Below are 23,271 nucleotides of genomic sequence, written 5' to 3'. Positions count from 1 at the left end.
CGGGGCTGGCGGGAGCCGACCGAGGAACGAGGGAGGCGGATGGTAGGTCGCGCGCACACCCCCGGACCCACGACCGCCGCAACCACGGAGAACGACGAGCCACCTCAGGAGAAGTCCGGCGCCCCCGGGAACGGCCACCACGTGATCGGGTGCGCGTCCCATGCGACCCACCCCAACCACACGGCCGCCACCACGGCGACCAGCCCGACGACGAGCGCGACCCGCCGCCCGGGGACGAGGTGGCGGAGACCGGCGCGTGCGCCGTCGCGCGTGACGGACGTCGCGGGGCCGAACCAGGCGAGCAGCACGACGACGACCATGGTGACGGCGAGCGCCAGCCCGTAGAGCCAGGGGGCGTTCTGGTCGGGGTGGTCGGTGTCGGCGACGAGGACCTGCCGGTCGAGCACCCACCACGCGCCGACGACGATCACGAGCCCGGAGCACCCGGCGACGACGAGCGACGGGAGCGACCCGACGGCCGCGCGGACGAGGTGCCAGGGGGCGACGACGGCGACGCGCGCGGGGTCGGAGCGGCCGACGCCGCGGCGTTCGCGGCGCCCGTGGAGCGAGTTCGCGGCGTAGCCGACGTAGCGGGCGAGGACGACGAGGACGGCGAGGGCGACGAACGTCGGCCCGGGCCAGGTCGCGGCTGCGGCGACGAGGGGCAGGGCGAGCGTGAACAGCAGCCCGGAGCGGGAGGCGTGCTGCGGGCGCACGTACCCGGACTCGGACTCGTAGACCTGTTCGGGGACGGGTTCGAGCCAGTCGGTCGGCTGACCGTCGGCGGTCGCGTCCGCCGCGGGGAGGTCGGTGGCGAGGGCGTCCTGGGCGGGCGGTGGTGGGGGCGGCGGGACGTCGGCGGCGATGGCGCGGGTGCGGCCGTCGTTGACGGGGGCGGTCCGGGGGTCACGGGTGACGACCTGCGTGGACCACTGGGAGGCGGCGCCGAGGGCGACGGTCTCGGCGAGGTCGGCGGGCGCGACGGGGCCGGGCTCGTCGCCGTCGTCGGCGGCCTTGCGGAGCGCGCGGACGACCTCGTCGGGCTCCCACCGTTCGGCGGGGTCGGGGCGCAGGGCCCCGGCGATGGCGGACGTCCGCAGCAGCCCGACGCCGCGCAGGTCCGCGGACCCGGCCTGGGCGCGCGCGAGGACGGCGTCGACGGGGGTCACGCCGAACGGGGCGCGCGCGGTCGCCGCGAACGCGAGGGAGGCCGCCCAGCCCCACCAGTCGGTCGCGACGGACGGGCTGGCTCCGGTGAGCATCTCGGGCGCGAGGTACCCGGGCGTGCCCATGACGAGGCCGTCGGTGGTCATGCGGGCGTCCTCGAACCCGTGCGCGATCCCGAAGTCGATGAGGACGGGCCCGTGCGCGGTGACCATGATGTTGCTGGGCTTGAGGTCGCGGTGCACCACGCCGGCGGCGTGCACGGCCTCGAGCGCGTCGGCGAGGTCGGCGGCGAGGTCGGCGAGCCGACCCGGGTCGTAGGGGCCGCGGAGGGCGACGTCGTCCTCGAGGCTGTGCCCGTCGACGAGCTCGGTCACGATGAACGGCGACTCGCCCTCGAGCTCGACGTCGAGGACTGCGGCCACGGCGGGGTGGTCGAGGCGGCGCAGGGTCGCGGCCTCGCGAGCGAGCCTGCGCCGGGCGGACTCGTCGGTGTCGGGGCCGGCGTGCAGCACCTTGATCGCGACGGCGTGCCCCCCGCCGTCCTCCGCCCGGTACACGGCGCCGGTCGCGCCCTGTCCGAGCCGCGCGACGATCCGGTACCCACCCACCTCGTCGCCGGGTGTCGCCGCAGCCCACATGGGTTCACCGTAGCGGCGCGGGGCGTGCGCGCGTGGGACGTCGCCGCCGGTCGGACGCCCCGGGGGCCCGACGGCGGGCCCAGGGCGCAGGACGATCCCACTGGATAGGCTGGGAGGACCGACGGACAGGAGCTGACGCCCGGTGAGCCCAGAAGCAAGCAAGGAAGGCAACGACCTGGTCGTGGTGGCGAACCGCCTCCCGGTCGACTTCACCACGGACGACGACGGCGGCATCAGCTGGCGTCGGTCCCCTGGCGGTCTCGTGACCGCGCTGGAGCCGGTGATGCAGAGCGCCGACGGCGCCTGGGTGGGCTGGGGCGGTGCCGCCGACGTGTACGCCGACCCGTTCGAGGCGGACGGCATGACGCTCGTGCCGGTGACCCTCAACGAGGACGAGATCGAGCAGTACTACGAGGGCTTCTCGAACGACACCCTGTGGCCGCTCTACCACGACGTGATCTCCCAGCCGGCGTTCCACCGGCAGTGGTGGGACGCGTACCGGCGCGTGAACCGGCGGTTCGCCGAGGCCGCCGCGGCGCAGGCCGGGACGGGCGGGACGGTCTGGGTGCAGGACTACCAGCTCCAGCTCGTCCCCGCGATGCTGCGCGAGCTCCGTCCGGACCTGAGGATCGGCTTCTTCGACCACATCCCGTTCCCGCCATACGAGATCTTCAGCCAGCTCCCGTGGCGGCGGCAGGTCGTCGAGGGGCTGCTCGGCGCGGACCTGATCGGGTTCCAGCGCAACGGCGACGCCGCGAACTTCCTGCGGACGGTCCGGCGCCTGACGCGGCACTCGACGCGCGGGCAGCAGATCACGTTCGAGGACGCGGAGGGCCGGCCCGTCCGGGAGATCCGCGCGTCGGCGTTCCCGATCTCGATCGACTCGGGCCGCTTCGACGAGCTCGCGCGGGAAGACTCGACGCGCGCCCGCGCGGCCGAGATCCGCACGGAGCTCGGCGACCCGGAGATCGTGATGCTGGGGGTCGACCGGCTCGACTACACCAAGGGCATCCGCCACCGCATCAAGGCGTACGGCGAGCTGCTCGACGACGGCCGGCTCACGGTCGAGGAGGCGACCCTCGTGCAGGTCGCCAGCCCGAGCCGCGAGAACGTGGACGCCTACCAGGAGCTGCGCGAGCAGGTGGAGACCGCGGTCGGGCGGATCAACGGCGAGTTCGGGGAGCTCGGGCACGCCGCGATCCACTACCTCCACCACTCGTACCCGCCCGAGGAGATGGCGGCGCTGTACCTGGCGGCCGACGTCATGCTGGTCACGTCGCTGCGCGACGGCATGAACCTCGTGGCCAAGGAGTACGTCGCGGCGCGCTCCGACCAGCAGGGCTCGCTCGTGCTGTCGGAGTTCACGGGCGCGGCCGACGAGCTGAGCGGCGCGCTCCTCGTCAACCCGCACGACATCGACGAGCTCAAGGACGTCATCGAGCGCGCCGCGCGCATGGACCCGAAGGAGCAGCGCCGGCGCATGCGCCGGCTGCGCCGCAAGGTCATGGCCGACGACGTCGCGAAGTGGTCGAGCTCGTTCCTGCGCACCCTCGAGGAGATGCCCGTGGCCCCCGTCGCACCCGAGCTGCAGGACGACGACAGCGCCGGCCCCGGCCTCGAGCTCGTGAAGGCGCTCGACCGGCTGGCGACGACGGACGGCCTCCTCATGGTCGCGACCGACTTCGACGGGGTGCTCGCACCGCTCGTGGACGACCCGTCGTCGTCGCGCACGACGCCGCGGTCCGCGCGTGCGCTCGCCCGCCTGGCCCGGCGCCCGGCCTCGCAGGTGCGCCTCGCCCTCGTGTCCGGGCGCGACCTGGAGACGCTGGCGTCGCTCAGCCACGCGCCGTCGGGCACGCTGCTCGTCGGCTCGCACGGGGCGGAGCGCGGCGAGGTCAGCGCCGACGGCGTGGTGCGCCACGACCTCGCGATCACCGAGGGCCAGGCCTCGCTGCTCCAGCGCATCACCGAGGGGCTGGAGGAGATCGCCGACCGCCACACCGGGGTGTGGGTCGAGAAGAAGCCGACGGCGTCCGTCCTGCACACCCGTCGCTCCACGCACGACGGCGCGACCCAGGCCACGGAGGCGGCACGCGGTCTCGCGGAACGCCTCGGGGTGGGAGCGCTGGAGGGCAAGGACGTCGTCGAGCTGCAGGTCGTCGACACGAGCAAGGGCAAGGCCATCGACGCGCTGCGCACCGAGCTCGACGCGAAGGCCGTGCTCTACGTGGGCGACGACGTGACCGACGAGCACGCGTTCGCCGTCCTGACACCGGACGACCTGTCGGTCAAGGTCGGCCCCGGCGAGACGATCGCCGAGCACCGGGTCGCGAGCACGAAGTCCGTGGGGCTGCTCCTCGAGCACCTCGCGCGTGCCCTCGAACGGACCAAGCGCTCCTGAGACGTCCGTCACAGGAGCACCCATCCGGGTCGGATAGCATGCTCCCGGGCGGCACACGCCGCCCACTCATCCCGTCACGACGGATCGTCCGGCACGTACCTGCCGGTGAAGGGAAGTAGCAACGATGGCTACGGTCACCTACGACCACGCGACCCGGGTCTACCCGGGCACCGAGCGTCCCGCTGTGGACCAGCTCAACCTCCACATCGAGGACGGCGAGTTCCTCGTCCTCGTCGGCCCCTCGGGCTGCGGCAAGTCGACCTCCCTGCGCATGCTCGCAGGCCTCGAGGACGTCAACCAGGGCCGCATCTTCATCGGCGACCGCGACGTCACGGACGTCCAGCCGAAGGACCGCGACATCGCGATGGTCTTCCAGAACTACGCGCTGTACCCGCACATGACCGTGGCCGACAACATGGGCTTCGCGCTCAAGATCGCCGGCACGCCGAAGGCCGAGATCCGCCAGCGCGTCGAGGAGGCCGCCAAGATCCTCGACCTCACCGAGTACCTCGACCGCAAGCCGAAGGCGCTTTCCGGTGGTCAGCGTCAGCGCGTCGCCATGGGCCGCGCGATCGTCCGCCAGCCGCAGGTCTTCCTCATGGACGAGCCGCTGTCGAACCTCGACGCCAAGCTCCGCGTCCAGACCCGCACGCAGATCGCGTCGCTCCAGCGCCGCCTCGGCGTCACCACGGTCTACGTCACGCACGACCAGACCGAGGCGCTCACCATGGGCGACCGCATCGCGGTCCTCAAGGACGGCCTCCTGCAGCAGGTCGGCACGCCCCGCGAGATGTACGACACGCCGCAGAACGTGTTCGTCGCGGGCTTCATCGGCTCGCCGGCCATGAACATCGGCACGTTCGACGTCAACGGCGGGAACATCGAGGTCGGGCCGGCCCGCCTCGCCCTGCCCCGCGACGTCGCCGGCAAGCTGACGTCGGAGGACAACGGCAAGGTGACCCTCGGCTTCCGCCCCGAGGCGCTGGACGTCACGACCGACAGCAACGCGTCGGCGTTCCCGGTCGAGGTCAACATCGTCGAGGAGCTCGGCTCCGACGCGTTCGTCTACGGCACGCTCCGTGGCCCGGCCGCGCAGCAGGGCGAGACGGTCATCACCTCGGGCGCCGGTGACAACCAGGTCATCGTCCGCGTCGACCCGCGCAACGTCCCGATGAAGGGCGAGCGCGTGTACGTCACGATCCGCCCGGGCGAGGAGCACGTCTTCTCCGCCGCGACGGGCCAGCGCCTGTCCTGACGCACGCCACCACCACCGCGGGGCGGGTCCGGTTCGCCGGGCCCGCCCCGCGGTGCGTCCACCGTTGCCGCACCGAATCGGGCGGGCCTGACGGCGTCGGGCCTGGGAAGATGGCGTGACCATGAGCCACAACCTGCAGATCACCGCGTCCGCACCGGACCCGGCGCTCCTCGACCTGCCGTGGGACGTCCCCCTCGAGGACTGGCCGTCCGACCGGATCGCCGCGCTCCCCCGCGGTATCTCGCGGCACACCGTGCGGTTCGTGCGGCTGTCCGGGCGCGTCATCGCGCTCAAGGAGATCGGCGAGACCGTCGCGTACCGCGAGTACGCGCTGCTGCGCCAGCTCAAGCGGCTCGAGGTCCCGAGCGTCGAGCCCGTGGGCGTCGTCACCGGGCGTCTCGACCCCGACGGCGAGCCGCTCGAGGCGGTGCTCGTGACCGAGCACCTCCAGTACTCGCTGCCCTACCGCGCGCTGTTCAGCCAGGCGCTGCGCCCCGACACGCTGACACGCCTCATCGACGCGCTCGCCGTCCTCCTGGTGCGGCTCCACGTCGTCGGGTTCTACTGGGGTGACGTGTCGCTGTCGAACACCCTGTTCCGGCGTGACGCCGAGGCGTTCGCCGCGTACCTCGTGGACGCCGAGACCGGCGACCTGCACCGCAAGCTCACCGACGGCCAGCGGAACTACGACGTCGACCTCGCCCGGACGAACATCATCGGCGAGCTCATGGACCTCGCCGCGGGCGAGCTCCTCGACGAGGACGTCGACGAGCTCGCGATCGGCGACCTCCTCGTCGAGCGGTACCAGGAGCTCTGGGCCGCGCTGACGACGGCGGAGAGCTTCGACTCGGCCGACCGGTGGCGCGTCGCCGCCCGCATCGACCGCCTCAACGATCTGGGCTTCGACGTCGACGAGCTCGCGATGACGACGGACATCGACGGCACGACCGTCCGCATCCAGCCCAAGGTCGTCGACGCCGGGCACCACTCGCGGCGCCTCATGCGGCTCACCGGTCTCGACGTCCAGGAGAACCAGGCGCGTCGGCTCCTCAACGACCTCGACTCGTTCCGGGCCGCGACCGAGCGGCAGAACGACGACGAGTCGTTCGTCGCGCACGACTGGCTGACCGAGGTCTTCGAGCCCAGCGTCCGCGCGGTACCCCGCGACCTGCGGGGCAAGCTCGAGCCCGCCCAGCTCTTCCACGAGATGCTCGACCACCGCTGGTTCCTGTCCGAGCAGCAGAAGAGGGACGTGCCGATGCCGGAGGTCGTGCGGTCGTACGTCGACACCGTCCTGCGGCACCGGCGGGACGAGCAGTCGCTCCTGGGCGAGGACAGCTAGCCGCCGGGCGACGGTCGCCGCGAGGTAGCGCACTTCGCCTGAGGTAGCGCGGACTCCGTTCTACCTGAGACGAAGAGCGCTACCTCGCCAACCGCGCGGGCGCCGCCGAGCGCTACTCGACCTCGGCCTGGGAGCGCAGGCGGGCGACCTCGTAGAGCGCGATGCCGCCTGCGACGGACGCGTTGAGGGACTCGACGGCCGACGTGATCGGGATGGACGCGACGACGTCGCACGCCTCGCGCACGAGCCGGGACAGGCCCTTGCCCTCCGACCCGACGACGACGACCAGCGGGTCGGTCGCGAAGGCGACGTCCCCGATCGCCGTCGGTCCCTCGCCGTCCAGCCCGACGACGAAGCAGCCGGCCTGCTTGAGCTCGCCGAGCGCGCGGGCGAGGTTGGTGACCCGCGCGACGGGCACGCGGGCCGCCGCACCGGCGGACGTCTTCCAGGCGGAGGCGGTGACGCCCGCGGCGCGGCGTTCGGGCACGATCACGCCCTGGCCCCCGAACGCCCCCGCGGACCGCATGACCGCGCCGAGGTTGCGCGGGTCGGTGACGCCGTCGAGCGCGACGAGCAGCGGCGCGGTGGTGCTGCGTTCGGCCGCGTCGAGGAGGTCGTCGAGGTCCGCGTACTCGTACGGCGGGACCTGGACGGCGACGCCCTGGTGGATCGAGCCGTCGGTGAGACGGTCGAGCTCGGGCTTGGTGACCTCGAGGAGGTTGTACCCGCGCCCGGACGCGATCTGGAGGATCTCGCGCGTGCGGTCGTCGGCCTCGAGGCGCGACGCGACGTAGAGGGTCGTCACGGGGACGCCCGCGCGCAGCGCCTCGAGGACGGCGTTGCGCCCGGTGACGACCTCGGTGGTCGCGCCGCGGCCCGGGCCACGGCTCGAGCCGCTGCGGCCTCCACGTGTCCGCTCCCCGCCGCGGCCGGACGACCCGGAAGCCTTCTTCTCGGCCTCGACCTTGCGCTTGTGGGCGACGTGGTAGGTCCGGTCCTCGGCCTTGGGGGTCGGGCCGCGACCTTCGAGGCCCTTGCGCCGCTGCCCGCCCGAGCCGACCGTGGCGCCCTTCTTGGAGCCGGGCTTGCGGACGGCGCCGCGTCGCTTCGAGTTGCCTGCCATGTCAGTCCTGCCGTCGGTGGTGCTGCGAGTGTGGTCGGGGTGCGGGCGGGTGTCAGTCCGCGCGCGGTGCGGGTGCCGCGAGGCTCCACCGGGCTCCGGTGGGCTGGTCCTCGACGAGGATGCCCGACGCCGCGAGCCGGCCGCGGATGGCGTCCGCGGTCGCGAAGTCGCGCGCGGCCCGGGCCTCGGCACGCGCGTCGAGCTCGGCCTGCACGACGGCGCCCAGCGCCTCCGCGTAGCGCGAGTCGCCGCCCGTGGCCCAGTGGGGGTCGCCGGGGTCGAGGCCGAGGACGTCGAGCATCGCGCGGACCGCGACGAGCTCGGCCCGGGTGTCGCGGCGCGCCGCGTCGGCGTCGGGACCGTGGGCTCCTGCGGCCGACGCCGCGGCGAGCGCCGTGTTGCCGAGGCGCAGGTGCTCGTGGACGACGGCGAGCGCCGCGGGGACGTTGAGGTCGTCGTCCATCGCGGCGACGAACGCCTCGGGGAGCGCGGCGGACCGGACCTCGGCGTCGTCGACCGCGCCCACCCGCTCGGAGGCGCGGGCGACGAAACCGGCGAACCGGTCCCACGTGGCCTCGGCCTCGGCGAGGGTGTCGGGGGTCCACTCGAGCATCGACCGGTACTGCACGGCCGTGAGGGCGTAGCGGAGGGCCGACGCCGGGGACTGCGCGAGGACCTCGCGGACGAGCAGCCCGTTGCCGAGCGACTTGCTCATCTTGGCGCCGCCCTGCGTGACCCAGGCGCTGTGCAGCCAGTAGCGCGCGAAGCCGTACCCGGCGGCGCGCGACTGGGCCTGCTCGTTCTCGTGGTGCGGGAAGCGCAGGTCGAGGCCGCCGCCGTGGATGTCGAACGTCTCGCCCAGGTACCGCTGCGCCATCGCGGAGCACTCGAGGTGCCAGCCGGGCCGGCCGCGGCCGAAGGGGGTGGGCCAGGCGGCCGTCGGTGGCTCGCCGTCCTTGGGCGCCTTCCAGAGCGCGAAGTCGTGCGGGTCGCGCTTGAGGCCCGCGTTCACGGGCTCGTCCGCGCCGAGGTCCTCGGGGGCGATCGTGAGGTCCTCGAGCCGCTGGTTGGTCAGCGAGCCGTAGTCCGGCCACGAGCGCACGTCGAAGTAGACGTCGCCCTCGGCGGCCACGTACGCGTGCCCGCGCTCGACGAGGCGGGACATGAGCTCGACCATGTCGACCACGTGCCCGGTGGCCCGCGGCTCGTACGTGGGCGGCAGGACGCCGACCGCGTCGTAGGCCGCGGTGAACTCGCGCTCGTAGATCGCGGCGCGCTCCCACCAGCGCTGACCCGCCGCGGCGGCCTTCGCGAGGATCTTGTCGTCGATGTCCGTCACGTTGCGCACCAGCGTGACCGCGAGCCGGGAGCGCCGCAGCCAGCGGACCAGGACGTCGAACGCGACCTGGGTGCGCAGGTGCCCGATGTGGGGCTCGCTCTGGACGGTGGCCCCGCACACGTAGATCCCGACCTCACCGGGCACAGCGGGCACGAAGTCCCGCACGTCGCGCGTGGCGGTGTCGAACAGGCGAAGGGTCACCCGGCAAGGGTACCGGGGCGCTCCCCACCGGGCAGAACGCGCCTCAGACGCGCCAGACGACGCGACGCGGGGTGAGGCGGACGACGACGCGCACGTTGTCGGTCCCCTCGTCGCCGGTGTACCGCTCGGCGCCCGTGTAGGTGCGCACGAGGTCGTGGATGAGCTGGGAGCCCGGGTCCTCGACGAGCGTCACGTCGCCGCGGATCTCGAGGTAGCGGTGCGGCTCGTCGCGCGGGTAGACGAGCACGGTGGCCCGCGGGTCGCGCTCGAGGTTGTCGGCCTTGCGGCGGCCGCGGACCGTGGACACGAGCACGTCGTCGCCGTCGCGCGCGACCCACACGACCGAGAGCTGCGGGCGGCCGTCGGGGTCGATCGTCGCGATGACCGCGTGCTCGGGGGCGTCCAGGAGCGCCTTCGCGTCGTCGGGGAGCGTAGGTGCCGTCGTCGTCTGCGTCATGCCCGGTCCAAGGCGCGGCCGACCCTCCCGATTCCCGCCGTCCACCAGATGGACGTCCGTGACAGGAGCCCCTATTCGAGCGGCCGGACGGTCCCGAGGATCGCGTCCGCGATGGCGTGGAACGAAGCGATCGCCGCCGCGTCGTCGTGCTCGACCATCCACGCGATCTGGATGCCGTCGATCTCGGCGGACACCATGCGCGCGAGCAGCGCGATGTCCATCGAGTACTGCACGCCCGCGAGCCGCGCCGCGGCGCCGAGGTACTGCTCGGAGGCGGCCCACTGCTCGCGGAGCTGCTCGAGGACGATCGCCCGCATCCGGTCGTCGCGTGCGCCCAGGGTCGCGATCTCGATGGTGAGCAGCTGGTGGTGCGAGCGCGCCTCGATGCCCTTCCACATCCCGTCCGCGAGCGCGTGCATCATCGTCGTGATGTCGCCGCCCGCGGTCAGCGCGTCGTCGAGGAACGTCGAGGCGACCGCCGCGACCCGTCGGCTCAGCGCGGCGAGCATCTCGTGCTTGTCGCGGAAGACGTAGTGGATGATGCCGGGCCTGACGCCGGCCTCGCGGGCGACCGAACGGATCGTCACCGCCTCGACGCCCTCCCGGAGCGCGACGGCCAACGCGGCCTCGACCAGCTGCTCCCGGCGCTCCTCGTGGCTGAGCCGCTCGTTCACTCGCCCGTTCCCCCTCGCACGGGCACGACGAGCGCCGTCGCGAGCGCGGCGAGCCCCTCGCCGCGGCCGGTGAGCCCGAGGCCGTCGGTCGTGGTCGCGGTGAGGGTGACGACGGCGCCGGCGGCCTCGCTGAGGACCTGCTGCGCCTCGGCCCGGCGGGGGCCGAGCCGCGGACGGTTGCCGATCACCTGGACGGCGACGTTCCCGATCTCGAACCCCGCGGCGCGCACGCGACGGGCGGCCTCCGCGAGGAGGGCGGTGCCCCGCGCGCCTGCCCACTCGGGCTCGCTCGTGCCGAAGTTCGAGCCGAGGTCGCCCAGGCCCGACGCCGAGAACAGGGCGTCGGCGGCCGCGTGCGCCGCGACGTCGCCGTCGGAGTGCCCGGCGAGCCCGGTCTCCCCCGGCCAGCGCAGCCCGCCGACCCACAGCTCGCGGGCCGGGTCGGTGTCGAACGCGTGGACGTCGGTGCCGATGCCGGTGCGGGGAAGCACCCCGGGCGCTTCGCTCACGCGCGTTCCTCGATCAGCAGGGTCGCGACGGCGAGGTCGTGCGCGGTCGTGATCTTCAGGGCGCGCGCGTCGCCCTCGACGAGGACCACCTCGTGGCCGAGCTCGGCCACCAGCCCGGCGTCGTCGGTCGCGGCCGTGGCCTCGTCGCCCGCGGCGGCCGCACCGGCGGCGTGCGCGCGCTCGAGGACGTCACGACGGAAGCCTTGCGGGGTCTGCACGGCCCGGAGCGTCCGGCGGTCGACGGTCCCGGCCGACCGGGCGGGACCGTCCGAGGTCGTGACGACACGGACGACGGTGTCGGTCACGGGCAAGGCGGGCACAACGGCATCGTGACCCTCCGCGACCGTCCGCGCGACCCGAACGAGGAGCGACACCGGGGCGAGCGCTCGCGCGGCGTCGTGCACAAGCACGACGGGCCCCGCCGCGGGCGGGAGCGCTGCGAGCCCCGCGGCCACGCTGGCCTGGCGCGTCGGGCCCCCGGGCACGACGACGACGCGCGGATCGCCGAGACCGTCCCCGGCGTCCAGGGCGGCGCGGACCTGGGAGACGTGGTCCGCCGGCGCGGTCACGACGACCGCCGTCGCACCGGCGTCGACGAGGTGCCGTGCGGCGTGCACGACGAGCGGAACGCCCCCGAGCGGGACGAGCGCCTTCGGCATCGCGGCACCGAGCCGCGTGCCGGAGCCCGCCGCCGTGAGGACGGCGACGAAGGCCGGCCCGCTCGTCGCGGACCGGCCTTCGCGTGGTGATGCCGTGGAATCCTCGGCTGCTGACGTGCTCAGCTCGCGAGAACCTCGTCGAGGATGGCCTCGGCCTTCTCCTCCTCCGTGTGCTCGGCGAGCGCGAGCTCCGAGACCAGGATCTGGCGGGCCTTGGCCAGCATGCGCTTCTCGCCGGCGGAGAGACCACGGTCGGCGTCCCGACGCGAGAGGTCGCGTACGACCTCGGCGACCTTGATCACGTCGCCCGACGCCAGCTTCTCGAGGTTCGCCTTGTACCGGCGCGACCAGTTGGTCGGCTCCTCGGTGTAAGGCGCACGCAGGACCTCGAACACCCGGTCGAGACCTTCCTGACCGACGACGTCGCGCACTCCGACGAGGTCGACGTTCTCTGCGGGGACCTCGATCGTCAGGTCACCCTGGGCGACCCGGAGCTTGAGGTAGAGCTTGTCCTCCCCGCGGATGGTCCGCGTCTTGATCTCCTCGATGAGGGCTGCGCCGTGGTGCGGGTAGACAACCGTCTCCCCTACAGTGAAAGTCATCTTCAGATGTCCCCTTTCGCGGGGGTCCATCTTACCACGCGACCCATTCCCGGCCGCTGGGCGAGAAGGCCTCGCTGCGCCGAGCACGGCTTCCCACCGGCCGGAGGACGTGGTCCACCGCACGTCGCGGGACGCGCGAGCACCGCGCGCGGAACGCTAGTCTGAGGGGTGGCCGCACCCGACAAGACCTGGAGATCGCACGTGAACCGCAGCACCGCCCGCATGAGCAAGTTCCTCGCGGTCCCGGTGGCCCTCGCGAGCGCCGTCGCGCTCTCCGCCTGCGCCCCCACGCAGACCGACCAGCCCTACCAGCCGTCCGACGGCATCGACGTCGTCGTGGGCGACGTGAAGGGCATCAACCTCATGGTGATCTCCGGCGCGCAGGGCGACCCCGGCCGTCTGCTCGGCTCGTTCTACAACGGGGGCTCCGACGCGGCGACCGTGAACGTGAGCTCCGGCAGCGCCTCGCCGTCGACCGTCTCGGTCGACCCGTCCTCGACCGCGCAGCTGGGCGCCGAGGGCGGCGACGACGTCGTCTTCGACTCGACCGACGCCGCTCCGGGTGCGCTGGTCCCCGTCCAGATCACGGTCGGCGACGCCACCGAGACCGTCAAGGTGCCGGTGCTCGACGGGACGCTCCCCGAGTACGCCACGCTCGTCCCGACGGTCTCGGCCGCCGGCTGAGTACCGCTCGCCGCACCCCTCCCCGGACGGACCGATGACGTCGTCGTCCGCGCGGGCACGCCTGTTCGCGCTCTCTCTTGCTGCCACGGCCGCCTACGGCGCGCTCGCTGGCTGCGGCCTCGTCACCGCGGGGCCGCCCGACGCTGCCCGCGACCACCCGCAGGGCGCGATCACGGCCGCGGGCGACGCGGACGTCTACTCGCTGCACGTCGGCGACTGCCTGCTGTCCGAGCCCGGTGACTTCGACTCGACGGCCACCGCGGCCACCGAGGTCGACTCGGTGCCGGTCACACCGTGCGCCGACCCGCACGACGAGGAGATCTACGCCGAGACGATGCTGCCCGAGGGCGAGTACCCGGGGGACGACGCCGTCGGCGAGAAGGCCGACGACTTCTGCGACGCCCGGTTCACGGAGCTCACGGGCCTCGAGTACGAGGACGCGACCTCCCTCGACTACACCGAGTACACGCCCACCGAGGACGGCTGGAACATGGACGGCGACCGGCTCGTCCAGTGCGTCCTCGTGCTGCCGACGAAGGTCGACGGGTCCTACGTGGACCGGCTCCACCGCTCGGCGTCCACGGGCGGACCCTCGACGCCCACCGGACGCCCGACGGCCGTCGCCACCGCCTGACCGGCTCGTCGGAGACCGTCGGCGGGGACACGGCGCCGAACCCCCCAGATGACGTTCAGTTCGCCGACGGTGACGGTTGCGTGGGGGGGTGTGCTCGCCGAGCATGCACTCCGTCACCCCGTCGGCCGCCGCCAGCGTGTGAGCCACCGGTTCGCCGCGAAGGGGTGCAACGTCATGGTGGGCGACGCCCGGGTGGGTGATCGCATGGTCGACTCGCAGCGCGGCGTCACCATCGACGAACCCAGCGCCACCGTCGGCGAACCCAGCGTCACCATCGGCGAACCCAGCGTCACCGTCGGCGAACCCAGCGTCACCGTCGGCGGGCCCGGCGTCACCATCGGCGAACGACACAGGCCCCCGGGACGTCGTCCCGGGGGCCCGCGATGCGTCTCTCCGACCGACCGGCCGGATCGGCTCACCCGAAGCGGCCGGAGATGTAGTCCTCGGTGGCCTTCTCCTTGGGGGTCGAGAAGATCGTGCCGGTGTCGTCCATCTCGATGAGCTTGCCCGGCTTGCCGGTGCCCGCGATGTTGAAGAACGCGGTCCGGTCGCTCACGCGCGCGGCCTGCTGCATGTTGTGCGTGACGATGACGATCGTGTAGTCCTTCTTCAGCTCGGTCACGAGGTCCTCGATCGCGAGCGTGGAGATCGGGTCGAGCGCGGAGCACGGCTCGTCCATGAGGAGCACCTGCGGCTTCACCGCGATCGCGCGGGCGATGCACAGGCGCTGCTGCTGACCGCCCGAGAGGCCCGCGCCCGGCTTCTGGAGCCGGTCCTTGACCTCGTTCCAGAGGTTCGCGCTGGTGAGCGACTGCTCGACGAGGTCCGCGGCGTCCGACTTCGAGATCTTCTTGTTCAGGAGCCGGACGCCAGCGAGCACGTTCTCCGCGATGGACATCGTCGGGAACGGGTTGGGGCGCTGGAACACCATGCCGATCTGCCGGCGCACCGCGACGGGGTCGATGTCGGCGCCGTAGAGGTCGACGCCCTCCATCTCGACGCTGCCGTGCACCGAGGCACCCGGGATGACCTCGTGCATGCGGTTGAGCGTGCGCAGGAACGTCGACTTCCCGCAGCCGGACGGGCCGATGAACGCGGTGACCGAGCGCGGCTCGATCGTCATCGTGACGCCCTCGACCGCCAGGAAGTCGCCGTAGTAGATGTTGAGGTCCTTGACGTCGATGCGCTGTGCCATCGCGGGGTCGTCCTTCTTCGGGGTGTCGTGCTGCGGGCTGGTGGGGCGAGCGGGGGCGACGCCGGTCCGGCCGGCTGCCGCCGCGTCGTCGCGCGGTGTCGTGGGGCTGCTCATGACCGCAGCTTCGGGGCGAAGAGTCGGGAGACGAGCCGCGCGACCAGGTTGAGGATCATGACGATGAGGATCAGCGTCAGCGCGGCCGCCCAGGCGCGGTCGTAGTTGATCGTCGGGATGCAGGTGACGTTCGGGTTGTTGCACGGCACGACGCCCGCGGTGAACTGCTGGTACACGTAGACCGGCAGGGTCATCATGCGGCCCTGGAACGGGTTGAAGTTGATCGAGTCGATCACGCCCACCGTGAGGAGCAGGGGCGCGGTCTCGCCGACCACGCGCGACACCGCGAGCATGACGCCCGTCGTCATGCCGGCTACCGCGGTGCGGAGCACGACCTTGATGACCGTCAACCACTTCGGGACGCCGAGCGCGTAGGCGGCCTCGCGCAGCTCGTTCGGGACGAGCTTGAGCATCTCCTCGGTCGAGCGGACGACGACCGGGATCATCAGCACGCTCAGCGCGACCGCGCCCATCGCGCCGAAGTGCGCGCTCGGGCCGAGGAACAGCGAGAACAGGGCGTAGGCGAACAGACCCGCGACGATCGACGGGATGCCCGTCATCACGTCGACGAAGAACGTCACCGCGCGGGCCAGCCGACCTCCCGACCCGTACTCCACGAGGTAGATGGCGGTCAGGATCCCGATCGGCACGGAGATGATCGCCGCGCCCAGCGTCACCCAGATCGTGCCGACGATCGCGTGATAGATGCCTCCTGCGTCCATGCCGCCGAACACGCCACGCATGGAGTGCAGCAGGAAGTACGGGTCGAGCCGACCGATCCCGCGGGCGACCACGGTCCAGAGCAGCCAGACGAGCGGGACGAGCGCGATGCCGAACGCGGTGCTCACGAGCACCGTCATCAGCCGGTCCTTGCGGCGACGGCGCGCGTCGGAGCTGCGCAGGAGGGCACGCACGTCGTCGCCGCGCGGGGGGCGCGGGGCGCCGTCGAGGGTGGTGGGGATCACGGCCATCTCAGTTCGCTCCCGAGAATTCCTTGCGGCGGCCGACGACCCAGCGCGACGCCATGTTGACGACCATCGTGATGACGAACAGCGCGAGGCCCGTGACCATGAGCGTGCTCATGCCGAGCGAGTTCGCCTCCGGGTACTTGAGCGCGATGTTCGCGGCGATCGTCTGCTGCTTGCCTGCGAGGAGCAGGGCGAACGAGTAGGTGAGCCCGGGCGACAGGATCATGACGACGGCCATCGTCTCGCCGAGCGCGCGGCCCAGGCCGAGCATGGCCGCGGAGACGACACCCGAACGGCCGAACGGCAGGACGGCCGTGCGGATCATCTCCCAGCGTGTCGCGCCGAGGGCGAGCGCCGCCTCCTCGTGGAGCTTCGGCGTCTGCAGGAACACCTCGCGCGAGACGGCCGTGATGATCGGCAGGATCATCACGGCGAGCACCAGCGAGACGGTCATGAGCACGCGGGCGGGGTCCGCCGCCGGGCCCTGGAACAGCGGGATCCAGCCGAGGACGTCGGAGATCCACTGCCAGACGGGCTGGATCGCGGGCGCCAGGACCAGCGCACCCCAGAGGCCGTAGACCACGGACGGGATCGCCGCCAGCAGGTCGATCATCCAGCCGAGCAACGACGCCAGGCGGCGGGGCGCATAGTGCGACGTGAAGAGCGCGATCCCGATCGCGAGAGGCATCGCGACCGCCAGCGCCACCGCGGCCGCCAGCAGCGTGCCGAAGATCAGCGGCCCGAGGTAGGACACCAGGGAGCCCTGCCCCTGGACGAAGCTCACCTTCGACGCGATCTCGGAGCTGCCCGCCGTCAGGGCCGGCCACGACTGCCAGATCAGGAAGCCCGCGACCGCGGCGAGCGCGACGAGGATCAGCGTCCCCGCGCTCGTCGCCAGGTAACGGAACGCGCGGTTGAGCCCGCGGTCGGCGGCGCGCGTGGGCCGGCGCGGCGGTCGGCCGCGCCCGGGGCCGTTCGTCGACGCCGGGCTGGTCTCCCGCGTGTCGGCGGCTGTGGTGGTCACACCGTCTCCTTCTTCATCGTGGGCCGCATCTCAAGGACCTGGGATGCGAGGCGGTGCCGGCGGGCGGAGCGCGTCACGCCCCCGCCCACCGGCACCGGTCACCACGTCGTCCGACCGGTCAGCCGGCCTTGATCGCGTCCACCGCGGCCTGGGCCTTGGTGTACAGGTCCTTCGAGATCGGCGCCGAGCCTGCCGCGGAGGCGGCGGACTGCTGGCCCGCGTCGCTGATCACGTAGTTGAGGAAGCCCTTCACGAGAGCGGCCTGGTTGGCGTCCGCGTAGCTGGTGCACGCGATGTCGTACGAGACGAGCACCAGCGGGTACGTCGACGCGTCCGTCAGGGTGCGGTCGATGTCGATCGCGATGTCCGACGCGGCACGGCCCGACACGATCTTCGACTGGCCCACGGCCGCCGCAGCGCCCTCGGCCGAGTGCGCGACGAACGAGTCGCCGACCTTGATCTTCGCCGTACCGAGGTTGCCGACCTGCGACGAGTCGATGTAGCCGATCGTGCCGTCGCCGCCCGTGATCGTCTGGACGACGCCCGACGTCTTGGCACCCGACTGGCCGCCCTTGACCGGGAACGTCTGCGAGGCCTCGTACGGCCAGTCGGCGCCGGCGTTGGCCTTGACCCACTCGGTGAAGTTCTGGGTCGTGCCCGAGTCGTCCGAGCGGTGCACGGGAGTGATGGCCGTGCTGGGAAGCTTGACGCCGTCGTTCAGCTTGGCGATCGCCGGGTCGTCCCACTTCGTGATCTTGCCGTTGAAGATCTTCGCGACGGTCGGGCCGTCGAGGTTCAGCGAGTCGACGCCCTTGAGGTTGAAGGCGATCGCGATCGGGCTGATGTAGACAGGGAGCTCGACGACGTCGCCGTTCTGGCAGGTGGTCTTCGCCTGCGCGATCTCGTCGTCGGTCATGTAGGCGTCCGAGCCGGCGTACTGGACGGCGCCGCTCAGGAACTGCTTCCGCCCGTCGCCCGACCCGATCGGGTCGTAGTTGACGGTGACACCGGTGTTGGCGGACTGGAAGCCCGAACGCCAGGCGTCCATCGCGCTGCCCTGGGCGGACGAGCCGGCGCCGTTCAGCTCTCCGCTCAGGTTGCCCCCGGCGTTCGCGCCGTCGGTGCTGGTACCGGAGCCGGTGCCGTTCCCCGTGGCGTCGTCGGAACCGCACGCGGCAAGGCTGAGGGCGAGCGCGCCGATCGCGACGGCAGAGCCCACGCGGGTGAGTCGGCTGAGGTTCACGTGTCGTTCCATCCTGTTCGCACGTTGATGCGTCGTCGGCGAGCGCCGGCGACGACCCTGACGGTAGGCAGGACGGATGACTGGGCAGCACAGCGAGAGTGAACGGGGGGTGAACACTGAGGGCCGACCCAACCCGGTCGGCTGCCCAGGCCGTACAACTCGTGACGGAACCACCGTCGACCGCACCGAGAGGGAGGACCTGCGTGAGAAGCGCGGCTCACACCGACGCCGACGTCGCCGCGGCCCTCGCGGAGCACCGTGCCGCTATGCGACGCCTCGCGTACGTGCTCGTCGGTCCGCACGACGCCGACGACGTCGTCCAGGACGCCGCCGAGCGCGCCTGGGCGAAGCGGCACACGTTCGACCCGGCGCGTGGCAGCGTCCGTCCGTGGCTGCTCGCGATCGTGGCCGACCGGGCGCGGCAGCGGTGGCGGCGACCCGCACCCGTCTGGGACGAGCTCCACCCCGACGCCCTCGTGGTCGCCGGGACCGGCCCGGTGTCCGCGGACCTGGGTCGCGCCGTCGCCCGGCTGGCACCGCGGCAGCGCGCGGCGGTCGTCCTGCACTACTACGTGGACCTGCCGGTCACCGAGGTCGCCGCGCTCCTCGAGTGCGCGGAGGGCACCGTGAAGTCGACGCTCCACGACGCGCGCGCCGCGCTCGAACGCACCCTCGGAGGCAGCTATGTCCACGACTGACGAGAAGCTTCGAGAAGCAGGCGCCGCCTGGCGCGACCACGTCGACACCGAGCCTCGGCCCGCCCTGTCGCACGCCCGGCCGCCCGCGTCTGACCGCGGTGGACGACGGCGCCTCGTGCGCCGCCGCCTGCTGGGCGCCGCCCTGCCCGTCGCGGCGGTGGCGGTGATCGTCGGTGCTCTGGTCGCGCTCGACAACCCGCTCGACGGAGGGTGGACCCGCGGTTCGAACGCGTCGTGCGTCGGGCCGATGATCGCCGTCGACGGGAAACCGGTCGACAGCAGTCTCGCCGACCCGGCGCCACAGGCGAAGGTCGTGCGGCAGGGGCAGAGCCTGCGTGTGACCGGAGCGTATTTCGTCACCGACTGCTACGACACGGGGCAGCGTGGCGACCCGCCGCCGTACGGGACGGTGACACTCACGCTCACTGCGGGCGCGCACGCGACCAGGCTCGCCGCGGTCCACCCCGACCACGACGGCAGCTTCACGACGACGGTCCGCATCCCGGCCGACTTCCCGACGGGACCCGCGATGCTCAGTACCGACGCCTCTGCCACCCGGGACGTCGACCTCGTCGTCACCCGGGTGGCGGTGCCGGGACCTCAGTCCTCGTCGTCGACGAACCGGTAGCCGAGCCCACGAACCGTCAGCAGGTGCTGCGGGTTCCCCGGGTCGGGCTCGACCTTGGCGCGCACCCGCTTGACGTGCACGTCGAGGGTCTTGGTGTCGCCCACGTAGTCGGAGCCCCACACGCGGTCGATGAGCTGACCGCGCGTGAGGACCCGGCCGGCGTTGCGCAGCAGCAGCTCGAGCAGCTCGAACTCCTTGAGCGGGAACGACACGGGCTCACCGCCGACCGTCACGGTGTGGCGGTCGACGTCCATGCGGACGGGCCCGGCCTCGAGCACGTCGTCGTCGTCGAGCTCGTCGGTCCCTGCGCCTGCGGCAGCCCCGCCGCCGGGCTGCGCGGCCGAGCGTCGCCGGAGGACGGCGCGCATGCGGGCCAGCAGCTCGCGGAACGAGTACGGCTTGGTGACGTAGTCGTCCGCGCCGAGCTCCAGCCCGACGACCTTGTCGATCTCGGTGTCCTTGGCGGTCAGCATGATGACCGGCACGTCGCCGCGGCGCCGCAGCTCGCGGCAGACCTCGGTCCCGTCGAGGCCCGGCAGCATGAGGTCGAGCAGCACGAGGTCGACACCGCCCTGGGACTCCATGGCGTCGTACGTCGTGAGCGCCTCGGGGCCGGTCGCGGCGGCAGCCACGTCGAAGCCCTCGCGCTCGAGCTGGTAGGTCAGCGGGTCGCGGTAGGACTCCTCGTCCTCCACCACGAGGATGCGCGTCACGCATCCACCTCCTTGTCGTCGGTTCGTGCATCAGGTCGGTCGAGGTCGTCGGCCAGGTCGGGCCTGGCTCGCGGGACGTCGTCGGGCGCGGCGGGGATCCGCAGCGTGAAGGTCGCACCGTGCCCGGGCTCGGACCACACCGTGACGTCGCCGCCGTGGTCGGCCGCGACGTGCTTGACGATGCTGAGCCCGAGCCCGGTACCGCCCGTCGCGCGCGAGCGCGCCGGGTCGACGCGGAAGAAGCGCTCGAACACGCGGTCCTGGTCCTCGGGCGCGATCCCGATGCCCTCGTCGACGACGGCGATCTCGACCAGATCGTCGACCTGTCGCACGCCGACGGCCACCTGGGAGTGCTCGCCCGAGTAGGCGACCGCGTTGTCGAGGAGGTTGCGGACCGCCGTCACGAGGAGCGCGTGGTCGCCGTAGAGCCGCGCGTCGAGGTCGCCGCCGACGGCGATCCGGATCCCCTTGGACTGCGCGTTCGTGCGAGCGCGGGCAGCGGCCTCCTCGACGACGTCGCTCGCCGGGACGACCGTCACCTGTTGCGCTGCGCTCTCGGCCTGGAGCCGGGAGAGCTCGATGATCTCGTGGACGAGCGCGGACAGCCGCTCGGACTCGGTCACGATGCGGCCGGCGAACCGGCGCACGGCCTCGGGGTCGTCCGCGGCGTCCTGCACGGTCTCGGCGAGCAGCGCGAGCGCTCCCACGGGCGTCTTGAGCTCGTGCGACACGTTCACGACGAAGTCGCGGCGGATCGCCTCGGTCCGGCGAGCCTCGGTGCGGTCCTCCGCGAGGACGAGCAGGAGGTGCGGCGTCACCTGCGCGACACGCACCTGCAGCACGACGGTCCCCCGCCCGACAGGTCCGCGGGGCAGCTCGAGCTCCTCGTCGCGGATCACGCCGTCGCGCCGGACGGCGGCCACGAGATCCCGGATCACCGCGTGCGCGACCTCCGACGACCGCACCACGCCCAGCGCGTATGCGGGCGGGCTGGCACGCACGACGCGGTCCTCGTCGTCGAGCACGACGGCCGCCGACCGGAGCACCGCGAGCACGCGGACCAGCCCCTCGTCGAGCTCTGCGCCCGAGCCTGCAGCGTCCGGGCTGGAACCCGACGCGCGCTGCGCGGACCGCGAGCGCGGTCGCTCGCTCAGCCGGAAGGCGAGCACGGAAGACACGCCGACCAGTAGGCCGACGAGCCCGGCTGCGAGCGCGCTCCAGCCCCCGTTGAAGAAGTCCACGCCACCAGCCTACGGACGCCCGGCGTCCGACCGGACGGGAGGACCGTCACGCGGTCACCCGCCCTGAACTGTTCACCACCAGTCGACCCCCCGTTCACCCGGACGCCGGACGGAGGGCGTTCGCGCATGGGACCGTGGCGCGCATGAGAGAGATCTTCGAGGCCGAGCTGCGTCAGCTGGGCGACGACCTCAGCGCCATGAGCGGACTGGTCGAGCGCGCCATCACGAACGCGGGCCAGGCCGTCCTGACCGCCGACCTCAGCCTCGCGCAGGAGGTCATCGCCTCCGACCGCGAGATCGACGAGCGCGAGCGTGAGCTCGACGAGCAGTGCGTCCGCCTGCTCGCGCAGCAGGCGCCCGTGGCGACCGACCTGCGCGTCGTCGTGACCGCGCTGCGCATCAGCTCCAGCCTGGAGCGCATGGGCGACCTCGCGCGGCACCTCGCGCAGCTGGCCCGCCGCAGCTACCCCGCGCACGCGCTGCCGCCCACCGTCACCGACACGTTCACCCAGATGCACGACGCCGCCACGCGCGTCGCCCGCCGGACCACGTCGCTCCTCGAGACCCGCGACCTCGCGCTCGCGACCACCGTCGAGCGGGACGACGACCTGCTCGACGTGCTCCACGAGCAGACGTTCGGCGCGCTCCTCTCCGCGGACTGGATCGGGTCGGTCCAGGAGACCATCGACGTCACCCTGGCGTCGCGCTACTACGAGCGGTTCGGCGACCACGCCGTGTCCGTCGCCCGCCGCATCGCGTACCTCGTCACGGGCGAGCCGGCCGAGCTCGGCTGACCTACCGCGAGGTACCCCGGCACCCCGCGTACCTCGCGAAGTACCCCGGCATCCCGCCTACCTCGCGAAGTAGTACGGCCGCCGATCTACCTCGCGAAGTAGTACGGCCGCCGGTCTACCTCGCGAAGACTGAAGCAGCACGAAGGCCCGGCACCCCACGAGGGTGCCGGGCCTTTCGCGCGTCGGGTCAGCGAGCCGAGGGGCTCACCGTCCCTGGTTCGCCACGGCCGCGATCGCGTCCTTCGCGGCCTCCGGGTCGAGGTACGTGCCGCCCTTGGTGACGGGCTTGAGGTCCTCGTCGAGCTCGTAGAGCAGCGGGATGCCGGTCGGGATGTTGAGGCCCGCGATGTCCTCGTCGGAGATGCCGTCGAGGTGCTTGACCAGCGCACGCAGCGAGTTGCCGTGCGCGGCGACGAGCACCGTCTTGCCGGCCTTGAGGTCGGGGACGATCTCGCCCTCCCAGTACGGCAGCGCGCGCTCGAGGACGTCCTTGAGGCACTCGGTGAGCACCTGCGGGGCGTCCGCGTAGCGCGGGTCGGCGTCCTGGGAGAACTCCGAGCCGACCTCGATCGCGGGCGGCGGGACGTCGTACGAGCGGCGCCAGAGCATGAACTGCTCCTCGCCGAACTGCTCGAGCGTCTGCTTCTTGTCCTTGCCCTGGAGCGCGCCGTAGTGGCGCTCGTTGAGGCGCCAGCTGCGCTTCACGGGGATCCAGTGGCGGTCGGCGGCGTCGAGGGCGAGGTTCGCCGTCGTGATCGCGCGGCGCAGCAGCGAGGTGTGCACGACGTCGGGCAGCACGCCCGCCTCGGTCAGGAGGGTGCCGCCGCGCTTCGCCTCCTCGGTGCCCTTCTCGGAGAGGGCGACGTCCACCCAGCCGGTGAACAGGTTCTTCGCGTTCCACTCGCTCTCGCCGTGGCGGAGCAGCACGAGGGTGTAGGTCATGCCCCTAGTTTGCCGCACCCGGAATG

23 protein-coding genes are annotated in these 23,271 nt (G+C 72.5%); 8 read left to right on the top strand and 15 right to left on the bottom strand.

What is annotated here, in order from left to right:
- Positions 1-104 precede the first annotated feature (104 nt).
- Positions 105-1,805, bottom strand: coding sequence for a serine/threonine-protein kinase (locus tag ACFT5B_RS14610; RefSeq protein ID WP_386799434.1), 1,701 nt, complete (start codon positions 1,803-1,805; stop codon positions 105-107).
- Between the two features lie 142 nt (positions 1,806-1,947).
- Between ACFT5B_RS14610 and ACFT5B_RS14605 the strand changes: the two genes are divergently transcribed.
- The 3 genes from ACFT5B_RS14605 (at position 1,948) to ACFT5B_RS14595 (ending at position 6,803) form a co-directional block, all read left to right on the top strand.
- Entirely contained in the window at positions 1,948-4,206 is a 2,259-nt protein-coding gene (locus tag ACFT5B_RS14605) for a bifunctional alpha,alpha-trehalose-phosphate synthase (UDP-forming)/trehalose-phosphatase (RefSeq protein ID WP_386799432.1), read from the top strand.
- 124 nt (positions 4,207-4,330) lie between these two features.
- Positions 4,331-5,461, top strand: a complete 1,131-nt coding sequence (locus ACFT5B_RS14600) for an ABC transporter ATP-binding protein (RefSeq protein ID WP_386799430.1) — start codon at positions 4,331-4,333, stop codon at positions 5,459-5,461.
- Between the two features lie 121 nt (positions 5,462-5,582).
- Entirely contained in the window at positions 5,583-6,803 is a 1,221-nt protein-coding gene (locus ACFT5B_RS14595) for a DUF4032 domain-containing protein (RefSeq protein WP_386799428.1), read from the top strand.
- 112 nt (positions 6,804-6,915) lie between these two features.
- On the opposite strand, the gene rlmB is transcribed toward ACFT5B_RS14595, so the two are convergent.
- The 7 genes from rlmB to ACFT5B_RS14560 all read right to left on the bottom strand — a co-directional run bounded on the left by rlmB (position 6,916) and on the right by ACFT5B_RS14560 (position 12,367).
- Positions 6,916-7,926, bottom strand: coding sequence for a 23S rRNA (guanosine(2251)-2'-O)-methyltransferase RlmB (gene rlmB / locus ACFT5B_RS14590; RefSeq protein WP_386799426.1), 1,011 nt, complete (start codon positions 7,924-7,926; stop codon positions 6,916-6,918).
- 52 nt (positions 7,927-7,978) lie between these two features.
- A complete protein-coding gene (cysS, locus tag ACFT5B_RS14585) occupies positions 7,979-9,466 on the bottom strand; it encodes a cysteine--tRNA ligase (protein ID WP_386799424.1) in 1,488 nt (495 codons plus the stop codon).
- A 43-nt stretch (positions 9,467-9,509) separates the two neighbouring features.
- Entirely contained in the window at positions 9,510-9,923 is a 414-nt protein-coding gene (locus ACFT5B_RS14580) for a PPOX class F420-dependent oxidoreductase (protein WP_386799422.1), read from the bottom strand.
- Positions 9,924-9,994: 71 nt separating this feature from the next.
- A complete protein-coding gene (locus tag ACFT5B_RS14575) occupies positions 9,995-10,597 on the bottom strand; it encodes a TetR/AcrR family transcriptional regulator (protein WP_386799420.1) in 603 nt (200 codons plus the stop codon).
- Entirely contained in the window at positions 10,594-11,106 is a 513-nt protein-coding gene (gene ispF, locus ACFT5B_RS14570) for a 2-C-methyl-D-erythritol 2,4-cyclodiphosphate synthase (protein ID WP_386799418.1), read from the bottom strand. The genes ACFT5B_RS14575 and ispF overlap by 4 nt, the downstream gene beginning before the upstream one ends.
- On the bottom strand, positions 11,103-11,765 hold the full coding sequence (locus ACFT5B_RS14565; protein WP_386799416.1) for a 2-C-methyl-D-erythritol 4-phosphate cytidylyltransferase: 663 nt from the start codon (positions 11,763-11,765) through the stop codon (positions 11,103-11,105). The genes ispF and ACFT5B_RS14565 overlap by 4 nt, the downstream gene beginning before the upstream one ends.
- A 119-nt stretch (positions 11,766-11,884) precedes the next feature.
- Positions 11,885-12,367 carry a CarD family transcriptional regulator gene (locus ACFT5B_RS14560; RefSeq protein ID WP_386799414.1) on the bottom strand — a complete coding sequence of 161 codons (483 nt, stop codon included), beginning with the start codon at positions 12,365-12,367 and terminating at the stop codon, positions 11,885-11,887.
- Positions 12,368-12,568: 201 nt separating this feature from the next.
- On the opposite strand from ACFT5B_RS14560, the gene ACFT5B_RS14555 reads away from it, so the two are divergent.
- Together ACFT5B_RS14555 and ACFT5B_RS14550 are read left to right on the top strand one after the other, a co-directional pair.
- Entirely contained in the window at positions 12,569-13,051 is a 483-nt protein-coding gene (locus ACFT5B_RS14555) for a hypothetical protein (protein ID WP_386799412.1), read from the top strand.
- A 34-nt stretch (positions 13,052-13,085) separates the two neighbouring features.
- Positions 13,086-13,685: a septum formation family protein gene (locus ACFT5B_RS14550; RefSeq protein WP_386799410.1), complete on the top strand. Its 600-nt coding sequence runs from the start codon at positions 13,086-13,088 to the stop codon at positions 13,683-13,685.
- Positions 13,686-14,100: 415 nt separating this feature from the next.
- Here the strand turns inward: ACFT5B_RS14550 and pstB are convergent, their stop codons facing one another.
- The 4 genes from pstB to pstS form a co-directional block, all read right to left on the bottom strand.
- Complete coding sequence (pstB, locus tag ACFT5B_RS14545; protein ID WP_386799450.1) at positions 14,101-14,880, bottom strand: phosphate ABC transporter ATP-binding protein PstB; 780 nt, start codon at positions 14,878-14,880, stop codon at positions 14,101-14,103.
- 110 nt (positions 14,881-14,990) lie between these two features.
- A complete protein-coding gene (gene pstA, locus ACFT5B_RS14540; protein WP_386799448.1) occupies positions 14,991-15,956 on the bottom strand; it encodes a phosphate ABC transporter permease PstA in 966 nt (321 codons plus the stop codon).
- Between the two features lie 10 nt (positions 15,957-15,966).
- A complete protein-coding gene (gene pstC / locus ACFT5B_RS14535; RefSeq protein ID WP_386799408.1) occupies positions 15,967-16,986 on the bottom strand; it encodes a phosphate ABC transporter permease subunit PstC in 1,020 nt (339 codons plus the stop codon).
- Between the two features lie 118 nt (positions 16,987-17,104).
- Entirely contained in the window at positions 17,105-18,229 is a 1,125-nt protein-coding gene (gene pstS / locus ACFT5B_RS14530) for a phosphate ABC transporter substrate-binding protein PstS (protein ID WP_386799406.1), read from the bottom strand.
- 203 nt (positions 18,230-18,432) lie between these two features.
- Between pstS and ACFT5B_RS14525 the strand changes: the two genes are divergently transcribed.
- Together ACFT5B_RS14525 and ACFT5B_RS14520 are read left to right on the top strand one after the other, a co-directional pair.
- A complete protein-coding gene (locus ACFT5B_RS14525; protein WP_386799404.1) occupies positions 18,433-18,927 on the top strand; it encodes an RNA polymerase sigma factor in 495 nt (164 codons plus the stop codon).
- The gene (locus tag ACFT5B_RS14520; RefSeq protein ID WP_386799402.1) at positions 18,914-19,555 is read left to right on the top strand and encodes a hypothetical protein; all 642 of its coding nucleotides are present in this window, start codon (positions 18,914-18,916) and stop codon (positions 19,553-19,555) included. The genes ACFT5B_RS14525 and ACFT5B_RS14520 overlap by 14 nt, the downstream gene beginning before the upstream one ends.
- Here ACFT5B_RS14520 and ACFT5B_RS14515 read toward each other — a convergent pair.
- Both ACFT5B_RS14515 and ACFT5B_RS14510 read right to left on the bottom strand, forming a co-directional pair.
- Positions 19,528-20,268 (bottom strand): response regulator transcription factor, encoded by a 741-nt coding sequence (locus ACFT5B_RS14515; RefSeq protein ID WP_386799400.1) that lies wholly within the window; start codon positions 20,266-20,268, stop codon positions 19,528-19,530. The two genes, ACFT5B_RS14520 and ACFT5B_RS14515, sit on opposite strands and share 28 nt — an antisense overlap.
- On the bottom strand, positions 20,265-21,509 hold the full coding sequence (locus ACFT5B_RS14510; RefSeq protein ID WP_386799398.1) for a sensor histidine kinase: 1,245 nt from the start codon (positions 21,507-21,509) through the stop codon (positions 20,265-20,267). Before ACFT5B_RS14510 ends, ACFT5B_RS14515 begins: the two co-directional genes overlap by 4 nt.
- 143 nt (positions 21,510-21,652) lie before the next feature.
- Between ACFT5B_RS14510 and phoU the strand changes: the two genes are divergently transcribed.
- Complete coding sequence (gene phoU, locus ACFT5B_RS14505) at positions 21,653-22,303, top strand: phosphate signaling complex protein PhoU (protein WP_386799396.1); 651 nt, start codon at positions 21,653-21,655, stop codon at positions 22,301-22,303.
- Positions 22,304-22,507: 204 nt separating this feature from the next.
- Here the strand turns inward: phoU and ACFT5B_RS14500 are convergent, their stop codons facing one another.
- Entirely contained in the window at positions 22,508-23,245 is a 738-nt protein-coding gene (locus tag ACFT5B_RS14500; RefSeq protein WP_386799394.1) for a phosphoglyceromutase, read from the bottom strand.
- Positions 23,246-23,271: the final 26 nt, after the last annotated feature.

It is taken from the genome of Luteimicrobium sp. NPDC057192 (assembly GCF_042670205.1).
GTDB lineage: Bacteria > Actinomycetota > Actinomycetes > Actinomycetales > Cellulomonadaceae > Luteimicrobium.
This window is presented reverse-complemented; position numbering and strand designations above follow the sequence as displayed.

What these genes read in the sequence shown, in the direction of transcription:
- ACFT5B_RS14520 (WP_386799402.1), top strand. Translation starts at nt 18,914, where the DNA reads ATGTCCACGACTGACGAGAAGCTTCGAGAAGCAGGCGCCGCCTGGCGC.
- ACFT5B_RS14610 (WP_386799434.1), bottom strand. Translation starts at nt 1,805, where the DNA reads ATGTGGGCTGCGGCGACACCCGGCGACGAGGTGGGTGGGTACCGGATC.
- ACFT5B_RS14600 (WP_386799430.1), top strand. Translation starts at nt 4,331, where the DNA reads ATGGCTACGGTCACCTACGACCACGCGACCCGGGTCTACCCGGGCACC.
- pstB (WP_386799450.1), bottom strand. Translation starts at nt 14,880, where the DNA reads ATGGCACAGCGCATCGACGTCAAGGACCTCAACATCTACTACGGCGAC.
- ACFT5B_RS14565 (WP_386799416.1), bottom strand. Translation starts at nt 11,765, where the DNA reads ATGCCGAAGGCGCTCGTCCCGCTCGGGGGCGTTCCGCTCGTCGTGCAC.
- ACFT5B_RS14500 (WP_386799394.1), bottom strand. Translation starts at nt 23,245, where the DNA reads ATGACCTACACCCTCGTGCTGCTCCGCCACGGCGAGAGCGAGTGGAAC.
- phoU (WP_386799396.1), top strand. Translation starts at nt 21,653, where the DNA reads ATGAGAGAGATCTTCGAGGCCGAGCTGCGTCAGCTGGGCGACGACCTC.
- ACFT5B_RS14580 (WP_386799422.1), bottom strand. Translation starts at nt 9,923, where the DNA reads ATGACGCAGACGACGACGGCACCTACGCTCCCCGACGACGCGAAGGCG.
- ACFT5B_RS14560 (WP_386799414.1), bottom strand. Translation starts at nt 12,367, where the DNA reads ATGACTTTCACTGTAGGGGAGACGGTTGTCTACCCGCACCACGGCGCA.
- ACFT5B_RS14550 (WP_386799410.1), top strand. Translation starts at nt 13,086, where the DNA reads ATGACGTCGTCGTCCGCGCGGGCACGCCTGTTCGCGCTCTCTCTTGCT.
- ACFT5B_RS14595 (WP_386799428.1), top strand. Translation starts at nt 5,583, where the DNA reads ATGAGCCACAACCTGCAGATCACCGCGTCCGCACCGGACCCGGCGCTC.
- rlmB (WP_386799426.1), bottom strand. Translation starts at nt 7,926, where the DNA reads ATGGCAGGCAACTCGAAGCGACGCGGCGCCGTCCGCAAGCCCGGCTCC.